Here is an 18,871-nt window from a genome sequence, read left to right on the forward strand (position 1 = left end):
GGGTTCCGGATGACACCATGTTAACGGAGCGAAGGACATGCTCTACCCCGTTCGGCGTAGGTCGGGCAATTTGCCCGGGGGGTGACGGCGGCATCACCCCCGGTGCTTGCCGCCTCAGGCTTCGATCAGCCCGCACCGGACGGCGATGAGCGTGAGCTCCGAGGCGTTGTTGGCCGAGAGCTTCTGCTTGATGTGATACAGGTGGGTGCCGACCGTGCTGGGCGAGACGTGTGTGGCTTCGGCGACCTCGTTGACGGACTTGCCCTGGGCCAGCTGCAGGAACACCGCGAATTCCTTTTCGGTGAGCTTGCTGAGCGGGTCGGTGCCGCCGTCGAGCTGCGCCAGCGCCAGATCCGCGGCCAGCTTGGGGTCGACATAGCGGCGCCCCTGGCTGACCGCCCGGGCCGCGCGCAGCAACTCGTCCGGGTGGGCGGACTTGGACAGATAACCGGTGGCGCCGGCCTTGAGCGCGCGCACCGGAATCTGGGCATCCTCGTGCGCCGAGAGCATGAGCACGCGGGCTTCGGGATGCCGGCCCATGAGCCGTTCGAGCGCATCGAGGCCGCCGCCGCCGGGCATGCTCACATCCATGATGAGCGCGTCGGGCAGGTGGGTTTCATAGGCTTCGATCGCGGCCTGGCCGCGATCGGCCTCGGCCAGCACCGTGGCGCCCGCGCCCTCGAGCAGCAGGCGAAACCCCATGCGCACCACCGAGTGGTCGTCGGCCAGCACAAAGCGCGTATTTGCAAGGGAGTTGCCACTCATCGATCGGATTCCAGCTTCGGGCTCGGCAGCGCCGGGGGTGTGGATTTTGACACGTTCGGCAGGGGGAGGTTCACCTCGATGGTGCAGCCGCCGCGCGGCGGAGAGCTGACCGAGAGGGTGCCGTGCCACAGATCGGTCCGCTCGCGCATGCCGGCCAGGCCATAGCGCTCGGTGCGCGCCATGGGGTCGAAGCCGCGGCCGTCGTCGCTGACGGTCAGCTCGATGGCCCCGTCGGCCTGTTCGAGGCGCAGCTCGACCTTGCGGGCGTCGGCATGGCGGGCGACGTTGGTCAGCGCCTCCTGGGCCAGGCGCAGCACGCTGAGGCGGAAGTCCTCGGGCAGCGCGGCCGGCATGGCGTCGACATGGTGGATGACCTTCATGGCCGGATAGCAGGCGGCCCATTGGGTCACATAGTCCTCGAGGGCCCGGTCGAGCTGTGCCGGCGTCTCGGGGGCGCGGTCGCGCAGGCGGTCGAGAATGCCGCGCACGTTGTCCTGCAGCTGGCTGCTCACGGCCATCAGGGCCTGGGCGCTGCCGTGCAGGGCGGCATTGTCGGCGCTGCGCTGGACGATGCCGCCGGCGATGGCGCGCAGGGCGGTGATGCCCTGCCCGAACTCGTCGTGCAGCTCACGCGCGAGCGCCCGCTGGGTCTCTTCCATCCGCTCGTTGAGCGCCCGGGCGAAGCGTTTGTCCTCTTCGAGGCGGGCGTTGCGCACCAGGGTCTGGGCGAGGTTTTCGGCCATGTGGTTGTAGGCATCGGCCAGTTCGTCGAACTCGGCGTTGCCCATGGGTTCGACGCGACGGTCGAAGCGCCCGGTGGCGGAGTGGCCGAGGGCGGCGCGCAGCCGCGACAGCGGGGCGACGATGCGATGGGTGGCCTGGCGCACGAACATGCTGAGCAGGATGATGCCGGCCACGGCCCAGCCGGCGCCGATCCACAGGTTGTCCCAGGCGTCGAGGATGGCGCGCGAGGTGTCCGGAATCAGATGCAGGCGCAGCGGGCCTTCTTCCCAGTGGCGGCTTTCCACCTTGGGGCCGATCAGTGCCGCGAACCAGGCCGGTGCGTCGCGCCCGGCCTTGTAGGTGGGTGGCGGGGAGGTGTAGAGCACCTGCCCGTCTTCATCGGTGACCTCGAGCTCGTTGGCGCGCAGCCGGCCGACGGCGGAGATCATGTCGAGGCGGGCGGTGGTGCTGTAGGCGAGCGGGCCGGTGGCCCGCAGCCACTGCTCCGACACCTTGGTCGCGGCTTCCACCTCCTCGTGGATGGCGTCGCGGGTGAGCATGCACCACAGGGCCGTCCCGGCGATGAACCCCAGGACGGCGACGGTGGCGACGAGGGTGGTCACCCGATCACGCAGGGACCCCGAATTTCGTGACATGTCTCAGCTCTTTCCTCCGAACTTGTAGCGTACGCCAATCCAGGCTGCACGCGGGGCGCCGGGAGCGACGAAGCGTTCGTCTTCCCAGTTGTTCGGGTTGGTGATGAAGCGGCCCTGGGCGTTGAAGATGTTCTCCGCCAGCGCGCCCGCGGTTTCGTAGCGACGGTCGAACAGGTTGTCGACGCGACCGAACAGCGTCCAGCCCTGGGCGAACTTCCAGTCGGCGTCGAGGTTGAACACGGTGTAGCCGCCGATCCGGCCTTTGCTGTCGCGTCCGTTTTCGTTGCCGCGCACCAGCTGGCCGCTGTAGGTCTGCATCTGGGTGCCGACGCGCAGGGCGTCGACCGGCTTCCAGTCGAGGCTGAGCTTGAGACTGTGGCGCGGCAGGCCTGGCAACCGATCGCCCGAGGCGACGCGGATCTCGTCGGCGCCGCAGCGCGGATCGGCACCGGCGGAGCTGTTCGATGCCGACAGCAGGCAGGCGCTGCTCTGGAAGGTGGCCTGCAGCCAGGTGTAGCCGGCGCGCCAGTCGAAGGCGCCGTGCTCGCCGGACAGATCCAGCTCGAGCCCCTGGCGGCGGGTCTTGCCGAAGTTGGTGAAGTAGCCGGCGCTGGTGGAGGTGCCGACGAACAGGATGTCGTCGTGGTTGGTGGTGCGGAACACCGAGGCGTTCCAGTTCAGCGCCTTGCCGTGGGCGCCGCGCAGGCCGACCTCGAGGGTCTTGGCGATCACCTGGTCGAGACGCGGGTCGGAGCGCAGGGCGTTGGGCAGGGTACATGGATTGGCGGGGTCGGCGCAGCCCAGCTCGATCGGCGTCGGCGCGCGGTTGCCTTCGTTGTACGAAGCGTAGAACCCGAGTGCCGGGCGGATCTGCCAGGTCACCCCGAGGGCGGGATTGATGCGCTGGTAGGTGAAATCGCCGTCGAGGTTGGGGGCCGTGGCGTTGAGGCGGTCCCGGTTGATGACGCGGGTGCGGTTGTAGCGCGCCGAGCCGGTGAGGGCGACGGTGTCGGTCACCGAGTAGGTGTCGGTCAGGAACACGCTGCTGGAGCGGGTGCGCCCGTCGAGGCTGTTTTCCGGCTGGATGTCCCCGGTCGGGTCGACGCCGCGCGCGGCGTTCAGCTCGCCTTCCTGCGAGGTCTGGAGGAAGGCGGCCCGCGAGCGGTCGTGGCTCGCGCCCACGGTGAGCTGGTGGGTGTCTGCGTAGTGGGTCCATTGCGCCGTCACGCCGAGGGCGTACTGATCGGTCGCGGTGCGGTTGATCGAGCCGCTGGGGTCGGGCAGGGCGGTGAAGTCGTCGTTGCCGTCTCCGTTGAGTGTGCGCGTGTGGACATTGCGCCAGTAGATCCGTGCGGTGAGCTGGTTGGCGTCGTCGAGCCAGTGGTTGCCGGTGACCGCGATCTGCTTCAGGCGGTTGCGGGTCTGGTCAGGATAGTTGTAGACCATCTCGCGATTGCGGCGATACATGCTGTCAGGGAGCAGGCCGTTGCCGATCAGGTCGTTGTCGGCGTAGTTGAGGCTGACTGAAATGTCGGACATGTCGTCGCGCCAGCCGAACTTGCCGAACAGCTGCTTGACATCGCTGGGCGAGCGGTCGCGCCAGCCGTTTTCATTCAGGCTCTCGGCGGCGATGAACCAGTCCAGCGCGTCGGTCGAGCCGCCATGGGTGAGGCTGGTGGTCCAGCGCCCGAAGCTGCCCGCCGAGGCTTGCAACTCGGTGCCGGGGTTGTTGCGTCCGTCCTTGGTGCGCATGGAGATGGCGCCGCCGAGGGTGTTGAGGCCGAACAGCGGGTTGGAGCCGGGAATGACGCTCACGTCCTCGAGCGCAGATTGGGGGATCAGATCCCAGTTGACCACGTCGCCGAAGCCCTCGTTGACCCGGATGCCATCCACATATACAGACAGCCCCTGCGGCGTGCCCAGCAGCGGCGAGGCCGTGAACCCGCGGAAATTGAGGTCCGCCTGATAGGGGTTGCCCTGGTTCTCGTTGACGGTGACCCCATTGAGCTTGGTGTTCATGCCGTTCGCGATGGACGCTTCTCCCAGATCCCGGGCACGCTGCACGTTGGCCGGCACCCGGTCGCGCTCGATGCCGATGCCCGGCAGCGGCGTGGTGTCGATGACCTCGACGGGTGCCAGGGTGGTGTCGGCCTGGGCCGCGGTGCCGAGGGCGGCCAGCATCATGGCGAGCGGGAGCGGGGAGAAGCGGACGCGTGTCATTGTTTTCCTTGGCGTTTCAGTGTGGCGGGTGATTGAGTACGTCGAGCTCGATGTCCGGGTACAGGTGGCTCACCGAGCGGGTGAATTCCGATTTCGACAGGGACATGGCCGCCAGATCCTTGGGGATCGGCTCGGCGATGACCTCGTTCATGTCCAGCCCCTGGGCGGCGGCCTTGTGCAGCGTCTTGTCCAGCCAGCTCAGCCAGGTGCGGGTCTGGCGGATGGGCGCGTCGGTGGTGCTGGCGGGGCCGTGGCCCGGGACGATCAGCTTCGGATGCAGCGCCGCGAGCGTGTCCAGCGACGAGAACCAGTGCGCCAGGTTGGCATTGGGCGTGGTCGGGGTGCGGTCGTGGAACAGCAGATCGCCCGCGAACAGGATCCCCGTGGTGTGATCGAACACCGCCAGATCGGCCGGCGTATGGCCCGACAGCGACAGCAGCTCGAAGCGGTGCGAGCCGATGGTGAGCTTGCCCGGCGTGACGGTGCCGCCCGGGGCGTGACCTCGGTGCCCGCCATGGCGTCGCCCACGAGGCGATACATGTTCTCGTTGAATCCCGGCCCTTCCTCGCGGATGAGTGCGCCGGTCTTCTTCAGTGCCTTGACGGTCTTGGGGTCGAAGGCCTGGTTGCCGAGGAAATGATCCGGATGGTGGTGGGTGTCGAGCACCAGGACGACCGGCTGGTCGGTGATGCGCGCGATGGCCTGGCGCAACTGTTCGCCGTACTGGCGCGACGGACCGGTGTCGATCACCACCACCCCCTTGCCGGTGACCACGAAGGCGGTGTTGACGATGTTGCCGCCGTTCTTGAACGAAAAGTCGTCGGTCGCGCCTTCGACCATCCAGGTGTCCGGCCCGATCTGTTTGGGCTGAAGACCATAGTCGAAGGTGGCGGCAATGGCGATGGTCGCCACCAGGGCGAACCCGGCGGCGGCGAAGCGATGGAGGCGACGGTGCATCTTCATGATCAGTCCTCCACCACGGCGTTGATGAGGTTGCCGTTGTTGTCACGGCCCTCGACGCGGATGCTCGAGATGTCCTTCAGGGCCTCGGGCAGATCCAGGGTGAACAGCGGATTCTCCGCCACCGGCTCGAAGGAGTGGATGCGCATCAGCGGGGTGCCGTCGGCCCGGTCGATGTTGAGCGTTTCGATGTAGAACGCGGGGATGCGTTCGGCCAGGCCGGTGTCCATCGGATGGATGATGCGCACCCGGATCCGGGTGCCGTCCTTGTGATGCCACAGCCGGCCGCTCACCTCGTTCAGGCGCGTCTGCCAGACGGGCGAGGCCGACCCGACCGAAGGCGCCGAGCAGCCGCCGCCGGTGGTGTTGATCCAGGTGCCGCCTACATGCCACATGCCGTCCTTGGTGCGCGCCGCGGCCCGCACCGGCGTCGACTGCTGCAGCTTGACCCGGAACGACAGGCGGGCCACAGCCCCCTGCGGCTCGAACGCGAGCATCTTGATGATCGGGTTGAAGTCTGCGAACACGATCACTTCGGCGATGTCGGGCAGCGTCTCGGCGTCTACGGTAATGGGCACTTCCATCGGGTTTTCCGCCGACAGCGGGGCGAGGACGCGTACACGTTCGTCGAACTGGACGGGTTGGTCGGCAAAGAACATCTGCCGCATGTCGTCCCAGCGGGCCGATTTCAGGGGATCGTCGAGGGCGAAGGCCGGCGTGCATGCAAGCAGGAAAAGCGCATGCGCGAACCAGCGCCAAGCTTGGGCTCGGGTCATGGAAGTGTCTCCGTAAGTATCGTTGTGTCGGACAGCGACGCAAGCGCCATGCCACGCGGCGCTTGTTCTACGAAGGTGATACCACAGCCCTTGAGCGGAGAACAAAGAACGAAGCCATGTCGGGCAAATTGCCTGCTGGCGCGAGAATCGGCGTGCAACAACCGATACGGCTGTGTCACGTTTTGGAGCACCTGGTGATTAATGGAGCACCGTGCGACGCTGTTTTGCGTCACTTGTCCGAGACATGTGAACGGCGCGAAAAGTCCCGCGAAATGGGCGTCTCCGGCACGGTGGGATATAAAGTCCATTGTCTTTCAGTAGCTTTGCCGTGGTTTCGTACATACGGGGGCGTTCGGAAAAGGCGTTGGTGTCGATTCGACTTGACTGGATGGCACAACCTTTGCAACAGTTTTCGCGGTGGAGCGCCATGCTCCACGCCCAAAACACAACGACACTGGGTCAATTCTAGGAGGAATCTCGATGAGACACTCGCGCAAGCCGTTCAGCTGGACGGCAATGTCGGCGGCCGTTGCAGCCACGTTCGCACTGAGCGTTGGCACGGCCAATGCCGGCGTGACCGATAAAGACATCATGAATGATGCCGCTACCCCCGGAGACGTCGTCTCCTTCGGTATGGGCACGCAAGGTCAGCGCTTCAGTACCCTCGACCAGATCAACACGAAGACCGTCAAGGATCTGGTGCCCGTGTGGTCCATGTCCTTCGGTGGCGAGAAGCAGCGTGGTCAGGAGTCGCAACCGCTGGTGTCCGACGGCGTGATGTACGTGACGGCTTCCTACAGCCGTCTGTTCGCCATCGACGCACGCACCGGCAAGAAGCTGTGGAAGTACGAGCACCGCCTGCCGGACGGCATCATGCCGTGCTGCGACGTGGTCAACCGTGGTGCCGCCCTGTACGGCGACCTGGTGATCTTCGGTACCCTGGACGCCCAGGTCGTTGCCCTGAACAAGGACACCGGCAAGGTCGTGTGGAAAGAGAAGGTTGACGACTACAAGGCCGGTTATTCCATGACCGCCGCTCCGCTGGTCGTCAAGGGCATGGTCATCACCGGCGTGTCCGGCGGTGAATTCGGCGTGGTCGGCCGTCTGGAAGCCCGCGATGCCAACACCGGCAAGCTGGTGTGGATCCGCCCGGTGGTCGAAGGCCACATGGGTTACACCTTCGACGCCAACGGCAACAAGAAGGAAAACGGGATTTCCGGCAGCACCAACGCCTCCTGGCCGGGTGACCTGTGGAAGACCGGTGGTGCCGCCACCTGGAACGGTGCGACCTACGATCCGGATACCAACCTGATCTTCGTCGGTACCGGTAACCCGGCTCCGTGGAACAGCCACCTGCGTCCGGGCGACAACCTGTTCTCGTCCTCGACCGTGGCCATCAACCCGGACAACGGCAAGATCGTCTGGCACTACCAGACCACGCCGCACGACGGCTGGGACTTCGACGGTGTTAACGAATTCGTGTCCTTCGACTACAAGGATCCGAAGACCGGCAAGACCATCAAGGCCGGTGGTAAGGCCGACCGTAACGGCTTCTTCTTCGTGCTGGACCGTACCAACGGCCACCTGCTGAACGCCTTCCCGTTCGTGAAGAAGATCACCTGGGCCAAGTCCATCGATCTGAAGACCGGCCGTCCGGTGTACGACGATGCCAACCGTCCGGGCGATCCGTCCAAGACGGGCGACGGCAAGAAAGGCAGCACGGTCTTCGCCGCGCCGTCCTTCCTCGGCGGCAAGAACCAGATGCAAATCTCCTACAACCCGGATACCGGCCTGTTCTACGTGCCGGCCAACGAGTGGGGCATGGAAATCTGGAACGAGCCCGTCACCTACAAGAAAGGCGCTGCCTATCTGGGTGCCGGCTTCACCATCAAGCCGCTGCATGACGACTACATCGGTGCCCTGCGCGCCGTGGATCCGGTCGCCGGCAAGATCGTGTGGGAGAACAAGAACTACGCGCCTCTGTGGGGCGGTACGCTCACCACGCACGGCGGCCTGACCTTCTACGGTACGCCGGAAGGCTACCTGAAGGCCCTCGACGCCAAGACGGGTAAGGAACTGTGGAAGTTCCAGACCGGTACCGGTGTGGTGGCTCCTCCGATCACCTGGGAGATGGACGGCGAGCAGTATGTCGCAGTCGCTGCCGGTTGGGGTGGTGCCGTGCCGCTGTGGGGTGGCGAAGTCGCCAAGCGCGTGAACTTCCTCGAGCAGGGCGGTTCCGTGTGGGTGTTCAAGCTCCACAAGTAATCGACGTTTCGGCCCTGCCACGCAGGGCCGAGAGTTGATGCCTGCGAAACCCGCGCTTCGGCGCGGGTTTCGCTTTTTCTTGCCCGTACCGACGCGACCGCGCCCGGCGTCCGACACGGCGCGCAAGGCCGGGCGCACCGGCCCGCGGCGGGCCGGTGCGCCTTGTCGGACTGGCGCGGATGCGCCCGGTCGGTGGATCGGGTAGGGCATGTTCGTGTCGTCTCCGGTGTCTTGTCGTGGCGGATCGTACCGTCCGCTGGCAGGTGCCACTATCGAGCATTGGTGCGTAATGCGCCCGGGATGCACACCCGAGCGACCCGGGAATTTTTCCCAAATCTGAGCGCGAGACTATCCCCACGCGGTCATTCGAGCCTGTGGGCCCGATCGACTCCGTCGTCCCGGTGGTCTGGCAGGGTGGGTTCGGTCAGCGTCTCGGCGGTGCTGTGCGGGTTTCCTTGCCAAGCGGCCGGCCCACGCATGGCGGCGGTTCGCGGGTCATGGTTCGTGAGGCGGGGCGTTCAGCTGGACCGAACCTTGCTGGTCGACGAAGCTGCGAATGGCCCAGATGAGCTGGGGCGAGAGCACGGACTTCCAGGCGGGCATGTGGCGCACGCCGACCTTGACCTTGCCTTCCTCCACCGAGTGCCGGAAATAGACGTCGGCGTCGGTTTCGCACCGGGTTTTCAGCGCCGGTTCGCGGACCCGCTCACAGGCGCGACCGACGCGGCGCAGATCCGGTGCCGGCGACCGATGTGCATCCGCGTCGACACCATGACAACGGGCGCAGGACTGATTGAACGCCTCGCGGCCGATGCCAATCGCCTGGGGGTTGCCGCGATAGGGGTTGGGTTCGGCGTTCGGATCGTCGAGCGGGGGCAGGCCGGTCGTGTCCACATGGGGCGGGATCGCGACGACGTTGTTGGCATGGGCGGGCCGGGTGCCCAGGGCGACGCCGAAGCACAGCGCCACGAGACACGCCAGTCGTGCCAGTGTGCGAGACAAGGTCATTTCCATCCGCTCGGGCATCCTTTGCAGTGGGCGAAATCGGAATCCGGGAAGATCGTGTAGCGCAGGTAACAGCCTTCCATGGTCGCGCCGCGCAGGTTGACGGTGACGAACTTCGCCTCCTGGAGGTTGGTGCCTACCAGTATCGCGTCGTCGAGCCAGGCGAAATTCAGGCGTGCGTACTCGAGCGTGGCGCCGGTCAGGTCCGCGCCGGTCAGGTCCGCGCGCATCAGGCGCGTGGCTTCGAGGTTGGCGCCGATGAATTTGGCATTGCGAAAGTGCGCAGCCGGCGCACTCGCCTTGCTCAGGTTGGCAGCGGTGAGGTTGGCGCCGTCGAGCTTGGCGCCGGCCAGATTCGCCGCGCGCAGGTCGGCCCGGGTGAGGTTGGCGCCGCGCAGGTCGGCGCCGGCCAGATTGCGGGCCGACAGATCGGCATGACGCAGATCCGCGCCGGGGCAGCGGGTATAGGGCCAGATCGGGCAACCGTTGATGACGAGCGTTCCGCTCTCGTCGGGTGCGTCGGTATTGGCGACGGCGTGTGTGGATAGGCTGGACAGGGCCAGCGCGAGCAGCACGGTGGCGGTGGTTGTGTTCATGGGTTCTTGGAAAAAAGGCGTGCCGGGACCCGTGCTCCGCACCCGTGCCGTTGCATGGGCGCAGGTGCGCAGCGCGGGAGGCGGTCCCGGCACCAAGGGCTGATGGAATTACATGCCGGCGACTTTCTTGGGCAGTTTGAAGACCCAGAAAGAGCCGCCCTGGGTGACCTGCTTGGTCAGATCCGCCATGTCGCCGCCCCACAACGGCACCGCGCCACCGTAGCCGGACTGGATGCCGACATACTGTTCGCCGTCCATCTCCCAGGTGATCGGGATGGAGACGACGCCCGATCCGGTCTGGAATTTCCACAGCTCGTCACCCGTCCTGGCGTCGAAGGCCTTGACGTAGCCGTCCGAGGTGCCCGAGAAGAGCAGGCCACCGGCGGTGGTGAGCGTGCCGGCCCAGAGGGGGAATTTCTCCTTGTGCTCCCAGACGATCTTGCCGGTCTTCGGGTCGATGGCGCGGAACACGCCCACATGATCGTCATGAAGTTTCTTGATGCGGAAGCCCTGGCCCAGATAGGCAGAGCCAGCCTGATAGGTCAGGTGCTCGGTCCAGTAGTCCATCGCCCATTCGTTGGAGGGGATGTAGAACATCTCGGTCTGCGGGCTGTACGCCATCGGCATCCAGTTGGTGCCGCCGAGGAAGGGGGGCGAGACGAAGATGGTGTCCCCCTTGTCCTCGCCTTCCTTGGGTAGTGGGGGGCGGTTGTCGTTTTCGATCGGTTTGCCGGTCTTCAGGTCGAAGCCCTTGGCCCAGGTGATGCCGTCGACGAACGGCCACGCGCCGATCAGCGAAGTGGGCTTGTTGGGATAACCGGCGCCCTTGGCGAGTTTCTCCCGGTCGGTGACGAAGAAGAAGCCGTTGCGGTCGGCGTGCGCCGAGGCCTTGACCATCTTGCCAGTCTTCGGATCCTTGTACTCGAACAACACCACCGAGTTGTTGCCCGAGAAGTCCCAGGCGTCGTTCGGGGTGTGCTGGAAGAAGCCCTTGAGTTCGCCGGTGGCGGCGTCCACGTAGGCCTGGCCGGAAGTGAACAGGCTGTCCCAGTTGCGCGGATCGTCGCCCTGGGCGGTGCGTTTCCAGGTGTTCCACGGGGCCGGGTTGCCGGCGCCGATCACGATGGTGTTGTTCTCGATGTCGAAGCTGGCGGTCTGCCACGGGGCGCCGCCGCCATGGCTCCAGGCCTCGACCTTGCCCGTGGGCGAGCTCGGGTCGTTGGGCCAGCTGGGCGCTTTGGGATCGCCGGTCGGGGTGCTGTCCTTGCCGTGCAGGCGCCCCATGTGCCCTTCGACCATCGGCCGGGCCCAGACTTCCTCCCCGGTGTCGGGGTCGCGTGCATAGAGCATGCCGACCACGCCGAACTCGTCGCCCGAGGAGCCATGGATCAGCAGGACCTTGCCGGATTTGGCATCCTTGACCACGAAGGGCGCTCCGGTCATGGTGTAGCCGATCTTGTGATCGCCGAATTTCTTCTTCCATACGACTTTGCCGGTGTCCTTGTTCAGCGCGACGATGGCCGCGTCGAGCGTGCCGAAGAACACCTTGTCTCCGTAGATGGCCGGGCCGCGGTTGACGACGTCGCAGCACGGGCGGATGTCGTCGGGCAGGCGATAGGTGTAGTCCCACAGCCGCTTGCCGGTGCGCGCGTCGATGGCGAACATGCGCGAATACGAAGCGGTCACGTAGATGACCCCGTCGGCCACCAGCGCCTGGGCTTCCTGGCCGCGCTGTTTCTCGCCGCCGAAGGAAAAGCTCCATGCCGGCACGAGCGCCGATACGTTTTTGGTGTTGATGGTCTTGAGCGGGCTGTGACGCTGGGCCTTCAGGCCCATGCCATAGGTGAGCACGTCGCCGGGGGTCTTGGCGTCGTTCCGGATGTCGTCCCAGGTCACCGCCTTGCTCGCGAACGCTGGCGCCGCGAAGATGGCGGCGATGGCGATGGCGAGGTTTCGCGTCCGGGGCCCGGCGATGCGATTCGATGTATTCATTGACACTTCTAGTCTCCTTGTTTTTGCGTCACGGCAGCGGATTGGGGGGCGCCGCGACGTGCCGCTTAGTATCGAAGGATGCCGGTGCGGTGGCCCGGGACCGCGCCATGCCAAAGCAGGGAAATCTTCCTGATGTGCTCTGGTACGCCATTTGCGTCAATGGAGTGCTCGCCATCCGCAAAGGGATGAATCATGGATCTTCGCCGTCGCCTGACGCTGACTCTGGCCGCCTTCTTTCTGGTGCTGGTCGGCGCTGCCATCGCCTGGGCGGGTGTTGCCCTGCGTGCCGATGTGGCGCATGAACTCGAGGCATCGGAGCGCCTGGTGGGCTTGATGCGGGCGGCCGTGTCCGGAGACGAGGCGCTGGTGGCGCGTCTGGCCGACGGCCATTTCCGTCACATTCGTGTCGCGCTGGATCGCGCCAGTCTGGAGCAACCGCTTCAAATCGGAGCAGCGGACTGGTCCGAACGCCTGGCCGACCGGCTGGCCCGCAGCGAAAGCCGGGCAGCGCCGATCGAGCGGATCGCGGTGGGACCGCAAGTGCTCTACGTTCGCCCTGATCCGCGCAGCGAAATCGGCGAGATCGTGCGTGACGCCGGCCAGTGGGTGCTGACAGTACTCGCCTTCTCCCTGCTCACCATGGCCACGGTCTGGTTCGCGGTGGGGCGAGCGCTGGCGCCGGTGCGCCTGCTCGAGGCGCGCATTACCGCGCTGGACGATCCGGAGGCGCGCGGGACGAAAGGCCCGCACTTTGCGCTGCGTGAATTCAGAGTGCTCGCCCGTGCCATCGACCGGTTGGCGGCGAAACTCGCGGCCGCACGATCGGCACAACGCACGCTGTCACAATGTCTGATTTCGGTGCAGGAAACCGAACGGCGGGACATCGCGCGCGAACTGCATGACGAGTTCGGCCAGTCGCTGACCGCCATCGGCCTGTCCGCCGCCTTCGTCCAGCGCCATGCCGGTCGCGCTCGGCCCGCCGAGCTGTCGGACGCGGCCAGCGACATCTGTCATCAGGCGGATCATCTCGGACAGCATCTGCGGGGGCTGTTGAGCCGGCTACGACCCCATGGTCTCGACGGCGTCGGGCTGGTCGATACGGTGCGCGATTGCGTGCGTTCCTGGCAAACACGGACGACCGGTGTCGAGGTCAGGCTCGACCTGCCCGGGCATCTGCCGCCGATCGAATCGGCGAGTGCCCTGTGCGTTTATCGGGGGGTCCAGGAGGCGCTGACCAATGTGGCGCGGCATAGCGGTGCCACGCGGGTGACGATCGGCTTGCGCTGTGCCGCCGGATGTTTGGAACTGCGCGTGATGGACAACGGCCACGGATTGGCCGATCCACGCGACGCGAACGTAGGGATCGGGCTGCTGGGCATGCGCGAGCGTGCCGCCATGGCCGGTGGTACGCTGACCACGGAAAACTCAGAGGCTGGTGGGCTGGTGCTGGTCCTTCGGTTGCCATTGCAGCCGACACAAAGAGGAGTGACGCATGATTCGAATCCTGTTGCTTGACGATCATGCCATCGTGCGCTCGGGCTACCGACGCCTGATCGATGCCGAGCCGGACCTCGAAGTGGTGGCCGAGGCGGCCGATGCCGATGAGGCCTATGCCGCGGTGAAGCGCTGTGAGCCGGACGTCGCAGTGGTCGATCTGAGTCTGCGCGGTGCGAGCGGCATCGAGGCGATCCGCCGCATTCTGGCGCGCAAACCCGAACTGCGCATCCTCGTTGTGTCGATGCACGACAGTGCGAATCTGGTCAGCCAGGCCTTCCAGGCGGGGGCGACCGGTTACCTCACCAAGTGTAGCGATCCGGGGCAGATGATCGAGGCCATTCGCGGCGTTTCGGCCGGGCGGCGGGTCATGTCACCGGAAGTGTCCCATGCACTGGCCTGCGCCGCGCTTGATTCGGGAGATCTGAGCCGCCAACTCACGCCGCGCGAATTCGAAGTGCTGCGACTGGCGGTGCGCGGTGAATCGACCGCGAGTATCGCGGCGCACATGCACCTGAGTCAGAAAACCGTGCTCAATTATCTTTCTGCAGTGCGCCAAAAATTGAATGCGGAAAACGACTTTTCCCTTTTGCATCTTGCGGCACGCCATGGATTGGTCGATATGCCGGCAAGCGCGTTGAATTGAAATTGCCGCGGCGCAACCAAAAAACCCGAGAAGTTTGATGCTGGTCAGAAAGTTGTCTCCAAACTGCCAATAGAATCCGTTGTACGGCGTTGACGGCTTGGGGTACGAAAACGCAGGAGAGGGAGATGCGCCGGCACGAGGATGATCCGGCCACAGATAAACACACAATGCAGAAGATTTTATTTTCCCCAATTTCACTAGGAGGATTTCCCATGAAGCTTGCTCACTACGCCGCCGCTGGTGCTCTGTGCCTGACCCTGTCTACGTCTGCTTTTGCCGCCGATCAAGACGCCGACATGAAGAAACTGGCCCTGCAAAGTGGCTGCCTGACCTGTCACTCGATCGAATCCGGAAAGGCCGGCCCCAACGGGCAGCAGCCGATCGGTCCGGCATGGCAGGATGTGGCCGAGCAGTACGCCGGCAAGCCTGGCGCCCAGCAGTTCCTGACCCGTATCGTGCTGGAGGGCTCCAACCCCTATAGCAGTCACTGGAAGGGCAAGGTGAGCGGGCTTTCCATGCCGCCCAACGCCGTGGCCATTACCGAAGGCAATGCCCGTCTTCTGGTGAGCTGGATCCTGTCCCTCAAGAAGTAAGGGTGATGGCCGGCATTCGGCCCTGAAAAAAAGCGCCGCGATCGAGCGGCGCTTTTTTGTTGTCTGGAATCAGCGACGCCGCGAGTCGACCGGTGCTGCGTTCATGCGTCGGTAGAGCGTGTTTCGGCTGATGCCCAGCAGCCGCGCGGCGGCCGATACGTTGCCGCCGGTGCTTGCCAACGCATGGTCGATGGCACTGAGGGTCATGCTTTTCAAGTCGCTGCTTTGGGCCGACGCGGCGGGTGCCGCCGATATGGGCATCACGTCGTCGGTTTCGAGCAGTTCTTCCGGAAGGTGCATGAGGCAGATACGGGTCTCTTCGGGCTCGAGCAAGGCGACCGCGACCCGGATCGCATTGTTGAGTTGGCGCAGGTTGCCCGGCCACGGGTGGCGCAGAAAGAGGTCGCACACCTCTGGGGTCAGTGAAAGCTCGCGCTCGGGTGCCGACGTCTTCAGCATGGCATGTGCCAGATCGAGCACGTCACAGCGTTCGCGCAGGGGCGGCAGTGTCACCGTCAGGCCATTGATGCGGAAGTACAGGTCTTCCCGAAAACGGTGGTGCGCTACCGCATCCTGAAGGTGGTGATGGGTCGCGCAGATGAGGGAGAACTCGACCGGGATGGTCTGAACGCTGCCGAGGGGGACGACGACCCGCTCCTGAAGCACTCGGAGCAGCCGGACCTGAAGGCTCAGGGGCATGTCGCCGATCTCGTCCAGAAACAGCGTGCCGCCACAGGCCTGGACGATCTTCCCCATCGAGCCTTCCTTGCGGGCGCCGGTGAACGCACCGCCAAGATAGCCGAACAGTTCGGATTCGATCAGGTGCTCGGGAATCGCCGCGCAGTTCAGGGCAACAAAGGGCTTGTCGGCGCGAGTGCCGCTGCGATGGAACGCCTGCGCGAACATCTCCTTGCCGACACCGGACTCTCCCTGAATCAGCAGCGGAATCGGCTTGTCGAGAATGCAGTGCGCACGGTCGATGGCGCGTCGGACCCGGGGGTCGCCGCTGGCGAGGCGTCCGAGTGCGCAGTCGGGCGGGGTGGGCATCATGCGGGGTTGGCTCCGCGTGCTGGATGTGGCGCGCTCAGGGGGCCGGCGGGTTGGCTTCGACCCAGGCGAACTCGTCGTCGGTAAACAGGCGGGAACGGGTCAGAAAGCGCTTGCCTTCGGAACCCTCCAGCGAAAACATGCCGCCGCGGCCGTCGACCACGTCGATGATCAGTTGGGTGTGTTTCCAGTACTCGTACTGTGACTGGCTGATGTAGAAAGGCTGACCACCGATGCGACCCATGAACACGTCGCTGTCTCCGACCTTGAACTCGTCGCGCGGATAGCACATGGGCGAGCTGCCATCGCAGCAACCGCCGGATTGATGGAACATCAGCGGGCCATGCTTGTTCTCGAGAAAGGCGATCAGCTCGAGTGCCGCGGGTGTGGCCGTGACTCGATCTACCATTGGGGTGCCTCCGAAAAAAAGCGGGCGGACACAAGGTCCGCCCGGAAGGTGTCTCATCTTTCGATGAGGAGGGAGACCCTGCTCGGCTCCCGACGGGGCGCGGTTGGTTGTTGTGCTCTCGCGCCCCTGCCGGTTGTTTTAGAAGAAGCCGAGCTTGTTCGGGTTGTAGCTGACCAGGAGGTTCTTGGTCTGCTGATAGTGGTCGAGCATCATCTTGTGGGTTTCGCGACCGATACCGGACTGCTTGTAACCACCGAAGGCGGCGTGCGCCGGGTACAGGTGGTAGCAGTTGGTCCACACGCGACCGGCCTTGATCTCGCGACCCATGCGGAAGGCACGGGAACCGTCGCGGCTCCACACGCCGGCACCCAGACCGTAGAGGGTGTCGTTGGCGATCGACAGGGCTTCGGCTTCATCCTTGAAGGTGGTCACGGAAACGACCGGGCCGAAGATCTCTTCCTGGAAGATGCGCATCTTGTTGTGGCCCTTGAACACGGTCGGGGTCACGTAGAAGCCTTCGGCCAGATCACCGCCGAGGCTGCCGCGCTCGCCGCCGGTCAGGCACTGGGCGCCTTCCTGGCGACCGATGTCGATGTAGGACAGGATCTTCTCGACCTGTTCGGTGGAGGCCTGGGCGCCGATCATGGTCTCGGTGTCCAGCGGGTTGCCCTGCTTGATGGCCTTGACGCGGGCCAGGGCGCGGTCCATGAACTTGTCGTAGATGGATTCCTGGATCAGGGCGCGGGACGGGCAGGTGCAGACCTCACCCTGGTTCAGGGCGAACAGCACGAAGCCTTCGATGGCCTTGTCGAAGAAGGCGTCGTCCTGGGCGGCGACGTCTTCGAAGAAGACGTTCGGGGACTTGCCGCCCAGTTCCAGCGTCACCGGGATCAGGTTCTGGCTGGCGTACTGCATGATCAGGCGACCGGTGGTCGTCTCGCCGGTGAAGGCGATCTTGGCAATGCGCGGGCTGGAGGCCAGCGGCTTGCCGGCTTCGAGGCCGAAACCGTTGACGATGTTCAGCACGCCCGGGGGCAGGATGTCGGCGATCAGTTCCATCATGACCAGAATGCCGGTCGGGGTCTGCTCGGCGGGCTTCATGACCACGCAGTTACCCGCAGCCAGTGCCGGTGCCAGCTTCCAGGCAGCCATGAGGATCGGGAAGTTCCAGGGGATGATCTGACCGACCACGCCCAGCGGCTCATGGAAATGGTAAGCGACGGTGTTCTCGTCGATTTCACCGAGGGAGCCTTCCTGCGAGCGAACGCAAGCGGCGAAGTAACGGAAGTGATCGATGGCCAGCGGGATGTCGGCGGCCATGGTTTCACGGATCGGCTTGCCGTTGTCGACCGTCTCTGCATAGGCCAGCTTCTCGAGGTTGGCTTCCATGCGGTCGGCGATCTTGTTCAGCAGCGCGGCACGCTCGGCGACGGCGGTCTTGCCCCACTTTTCGCGCACGGCATGAGCGGCATCCAGTGCCAGGTTGATATCTTCTTCGGTGGAACGAGCAACTTGGCAGAACGGACGGCCGGTGATCGGGGTCACGTTGTCGAAGTATTGGCCGCGAACCGGGGCGACCCAGTTGCCGTTGATGAAGTTGTCGTATTTTTGTTTGAACTGTACGGGCGCGCCGTCTTGACCAGGGAATGCAAAGATCATGAGTGTCTCCAAAAAATGTTCATGCTGCAGACTGCATGCCTGCTCGCTCAGGTATCTCTGCAACAGCCGTGCCGGCTGCCTGGCATCAATAAAAATGCATAAAAAACAAGGCAGTGGGACGGCGGCTCGGTCAGGCCTGGCTTGTGGTGTTCAGGGATTGAACAGGTCGACGCTGAGCGAGTGTTCATTAATGGAGCAGTTGGAGCATGCGGGCTGTCAGATCTGATCCGATCGCGGCAAAACCGCTATTTCTGTAGGGATATAACGGCAGATCCCGTCAACTTTGGGGCCGATTGCTGGGTGCAAAAAAGACACCGCCCGCGCGAACATGAAGTCGGTGCGGGCGATTCGGGATCCGATGCCGGGATGGGGCGGGCGCTCAGGGCTCCGGCTGATGGGCGCCCGGCAGCATGCGCCTGAGTGTGCCGTCACCACGTACGCCGTGCCGGATGGCAGCGGCGACATGAATCACGATGACGGCGAGCAACGTCCACGCGAGTATTTCGTGCGTTTCGCTGAAGATCGCGTTGAGCGTCTCGTCCGGGTAACCGGGCTTGGGCAACGGGATGCCGAAGAACTTCAGTGGATACTTGGTGAAGCTGACGGACGTGAAACCCGCTGCAGGAACCAGGACAAGCAGCACATAGAGCAGCCTGTGGCCGGCTTTGGCCAGCTTTTCCTCGAGCGCCGACAGACCGGTGTGGAGGGGGGGCGGGTGTCCGGCGCGCCAGGCGATGCGCACCAGGATCAGCGCGATGGCGATCAGGCCGAACGACTTGTGAATGCCGAAGGCCCAGCCGCGCTCCGGCCCTTTAGGCAGATCGGCCATCCAGATCCCCCAGCCGATCAGGCCGAGGACGATGACGGCATGAATCCAGTGCAGGGCAATGGCGCCCGCGCCGTAGCGGTTCGCTGACTTCATCTGGTGCTCACTCCCGGAGGGTGTTTTTCGGAAGGTGGCGCGTGGGTGCCACGTTCCGGTCATGAAAATGGATCAGGCCGGTCACATCGGACCGGCCTGTGATACTGACGTACCGTCTCCCGTCAGGAGCCATGGCGCACCCC

16 protein-coding genes and 1 pseudogene are annotated in these 18,871 nt (G+C 64.8%); 4 read left to right on the top strand and 13 right to left on the bottom strand.

Annotation, left to right across the window (positions count from 1 at the left end):
• Window positions 1-114 precede the first annotated feature (114 nt).
• The 6 genes and pseudogenes from G3580_RS07395 to G3580_RS07415 form a co-directional block, all read right to left on the bottom strand.
• Window positions 115-765 carry a response regulator gene (locus tag G3580_RS07395; protein ID WP_173764648.1) on the bottom strand — a complete coding sequence of 217 codons (651 nt, stop codon included), beginning with the start codon at window positions 763-765 and terminating at the stop codon, window positions 115-117.
• Window positions 762-2,144 (bottom strand): HAMP domain-containing sensor histidine kinase, encoded by a 1,383-nt coding sequence (locus G3580_RS07400; protein ID WP_173764649.1) that lies wholly within the window; start codon window positions 2,142-2,144, stop codon window positions 762-764. The genes G3580_RS07395 and G3580_RS07400 overlap by 4 nt, the downstream gene beginning before the upstream one ends.
• A gap of 3 nt (window positions 2,145-2,147) precedes the next feature.
• Entirely contained in the window at window positions 2,148-4,364 is a 2,217-nt protein-coding gene (locus G3580_RS07405) for a TonB-dependent receptor (RefSeq protein WP_173764650.1), read from the bottom strand.
• Between the two features lie 16 nt (window positions 4,365-4,380).
• The gene (locus G3580_RS20365; RefSeq protein ID WP_323848009.1) at window positions 4,381-4,917 is read right to left on the bottom strand and encodes an MBL fold metallo-hydrolase; all 537 of its coding nucleotides are present in this window, start codon (window positions 4,915-4,917) and stop codon (window positions 4,381-4,383) included.
• Between the two features lie 101 nt (window positions 4,918-5,018).
• Window positions 5,019-5,327: pseudogene (locus G3580_RS20370) on the bottom strand (quinoprotein relay system zinc metallohydrolase 1); the annotation flags it as partial.
• Window positions 5,328-5,329: 2 nt separating this feature from the next.
• Window positions 5,330-6,100: a quinoprotein dehydrogenase-associated SoxYZ-like carrier gene (locus tag G3580_RS07415; protein WP_173764651.1), complete on the bottom strand. Its 771-nt coding sequence runs from the start codon at window positions 6,098-6,100 to the stop codon at window positions 5,330-5,332.
• Between the two features lie 516 nt (window positions 6,101-6,616).
• Here G3580_RS07415 and G3580_RS07420 point away from each other — a divergent pair.
• On the top strand, window positions 6,617-8,365 hold the full coding sequence (locus G3580_RS07420) for a PQQ-dependent methanol/ethanol family dehydrogenase (RefSeq protein ID WP_323848010.1): 1,749 nt from the start codon (window positions 6,617-6,619) through the stop codon (window positions 8,363-8,365).
• A 495-nt stretch (window positions 8,366-8,860) separates the two neighbouring features.
• Here the strand turns inward: G3580_RS07420 and G3580_RS07425 are convergent, their stop codons facing one another.
• From G3580_RS07425 to G3580_RS07435, 3 genes are all read right to left on the bottom strand, one after another.
• Window positions 8,861-9,367 carry a c-type cytochrome gene (locus G3580_RS07425; RefSeq protein WP_228720802.1) on the bottom strand — a complete coding sequence of 169 codons (507 nt, stop codon included), beginning with the start codon at window positions 9,365-9,367 and terminating at the stop codon, window positions 8,861-8,863.
• Between the two features lie 2 nt (window positions 9,368-9,369).
• Window positions 9,370-9,966: a pentapeptide repeat-containing protein gene (locus G3580_RS07430; RefSeq protein WP_173764654.1), complete on the bottom strand. Its 597-nt coding sequence runs from the start codon at window positions 9,964-9,966 to the stop codon at window positions 9,370-9,372.
• Between the two features lie 108 nt (window positions 9,967-10,074).
• Window positions 10,075-11,958 carry a methanol/ethanol family PQQ-dependent dehydrogenase gene (locus tag G3580_RS07435; protein ID WP_173764655.1) on the bottom strand — a complete coding sequence of 628 codons (1,884 nt, stop codon included), beginning with the start codon at window positions 11,956-11,958 and terminating at the stop codon, window positions 10,075-10,077.
• Window positions 11,959-12,150: 192 nt separating this feature from the next.
• Here G3580_RS07435 and G3580_RS07440 point away from each other — a divergent pair, with 192 nt between their 5' ends.
• From G3580_RS07440 to G3580_RS07450, 3 genes are all read left to right on the top strand, one after another.
• Window positions 12,151-13,473 (top strand): sensor histidine kinase, encoded by a 1,323-nt coding sequence (locus tag G3580_RS07440; protein WP_173764656.1) that lies wholly within the window; start codon window positions 12,151-12,153, stop codon window positions 13,471-13,473.
• Entirely contained in the window at window positions 13,451-14,098 is a 648-nt protein-coding gene (locus G3580_RS07445) for a response regulator (protein ID WP_173764657.1), read from the top strand. The genes G3580_RS07440 and G3580_RS07445 overlap by 23 nt, the downstream gene beginning before the upstream one ends.
• 212 nt (window positions 14,099-14,310) lie before the next feature.
• On the top strand, window positions 14,311-14,691 hold the full coding sequence (locus G3580_RS07450; RefSeq protein WP_173768670.1) for a c-type cytochrome: 381 nt from the start codon (window positions 14,311-14,313) through the stop codon (window positions 14,689-14,691).
• A gap of 69 nt (window positions 14,692-14,760) precedes the next feature.
• Here G3580_RS07450 and G3580_RS07455 read toward each other — a convergent pair whose 3' ends face one another.
• The 4 genes from G3580_RS07455 to G3580_RS07470 all read right to left on the bottom strand — a co-directional run bounded on the left by G3580_RS07455 (window position 14,761) and on the right by G3580_RS07470 (window position 18,728).
• On the bottom strand, window positions 14,761-15,741 hold the full coding sequence (locus G3580_RS07455; RefSeq protein WP_173764658.1) for a sigma-54-dependent Fis family transcriptional regulator: 981 nt from the start codon (window positions 15,739-15,741) through the stop codon (window positions 14,761-14,763).
• 34 nt (window positions 15,742-15,775) lie between these two features.
• Window positions 15,776-16,147: a DUF779 domain-containing protein gene (locus tag G3580_RS07460; protein ID WP_173764659.1), complete on the bottom strand. Its 372-nt coding sequence runs from the start codon at window positions 16,145-16,147 to the stop codon at window positions 15,776-15,778.
• A 138-nt stretch (window positions 16,148-16,285) separates the two neighbouring features.
• Window positions 16,286-17,806, bottom strand: coding sequence for an aldehyde dehydrogenase (adh, locus tag G3580_RS07465; RefSeq protein WP_173764660.1), 1,521 nt, complete (start codon window positions 17,804-17,806; stop codon window positions 16,286-16,288).
• A 379-nt stretch (window positions 17,807-18,185) separates the two neighbouring features.
• Complete coding sequence (locus tag G3580_RS07470; RefSeq protein ID WP_173764661.1) at window positions 18,186-18,728, bottom strand: cytochrome b; 543 nt, start codon at window positions 18,726-18,728, stop codon at window positions 18,186-18,188.
• Between the last annotated feature and the right edge of the window lie 143 nt (window positions 18,729-18,871).

Source organism: Nitrogeniibacter mangrovi (assembly GCF_010983895.1).
Classification (GTDB): domain Bacteria; phylum Pseudomonadota; class Gammaproteobacteria; order Burkholderiales; family Rhodocyclaceae; genus Nitrogeniibacter; species Nitrogeniibacter mangrovi.

What these genes read in the sequence shown, in the direction of transcription:
- G3580_RS07395 (WP_173764648.1), bottom strand. Translation starts at nt 765, where the DNA reads ATGAGTGGCAACTCCCTTGCAAATACGCGCTTTGTGCTGGCCGACGAC.
- G3580_RS07460 (WP_173764659.1), bottom strand. Translation starts at nt 16,147, where the DNA reads ATGGTAGATCGAGTCACGGCCACACCCGCGGCACTCGAGCTGATCGCC.
- G3580_RS07435 (WP_173764655.1), bottom strand. Translation starts at nt 11,958, where the DNA reads ATGAATACATCGAATCGCATCGCCGGGCCCCGGACGCGAAACCTCGCC.
- G3580_RS07445 (WP_173764657.1), top strand. Translation starts at nt 13,451, where the DNA reads ATGATTCGAATCCTGTTGCTTGACGATCATGCCATCGTGCGCTCGGGC.
- G3580_RS07450 (WP_173768670.1), top strand. Translation starts at nt 14,311, where the DNA reads ATGAAGCTTGCTCACTACGCCGCCGCTGGTGCTCTGTGCCTGACCCTG.
- adh (WP_173764660.1), bottom strand. Translation starts at nt 17,806, where the DNA reads ATGATCTTTGCATTCCCTGGTCAAGACGGCGCGCCCGTACAGTTCAAA.
- G3580_RS07405 (WP_173764650.1), bottom strand. Translation starts at nt 4,364, where the DNA reads ATGACACGCGTCCGCTTCTCCCCGCTCCCGCTCGCCATGATGCTGGCC.
- G3580_RS07400 (WP_173764649.1), bottom strand. Translation starts at nt 2,144, where the DNA reads ATGTCACGAAATTCGGGGTCCCTGCGTGATCGGGTGACCACCCTCGTC.
- G3580_RS07440 (WP_173764656.1), top strand. Translation starts at nt 12,151, where the DNA reads ATGGATCTTCGCCGTCGCCTGACGCTGACTCTGGCCGCCTTCTTTCTG.
- G3580_RS07430 (WP_173764654.1), bottom strand. Translation starts at nt 9,966, where the DNA reads ATGAACACAACCACCGCCACCGTGCTGCTCGCGCTGGCCCTGTCCAGC.
- G3580_RS07420 (WP_323848010.1), top strand. Translation starts at nt 6,617, where the DNA reads ATGTCGGCGGCCGTTGCAGCCACGTTCGCACTGAGCGTTGGCACGGCC.
- G3580_RS07455 (WP_173764658.1), bottom strand. Translation starts at nt 15,741, where the DNA reads ATGATGCCCACCCCGCCCGACTGCGCACTCGGACGCCTCGCCAGCGGC.
- G3580_RS07415 (WP_173764651.1), bottom strand. Translation starts at nt 6,100, where the DNA reads ATGACCCGAGCCCAAGCTTGGCGCTGGTTCGCGCATGCGCTTTTCCTG.
- G3580_RS07470 (WP_173764661.1), bottom strand. Translation starts at nt 18,728, where the DNA reads ATGAAGTCAGCGAACCGCTACGGCGCGGGCGCCATTGCCCTGCACTGG.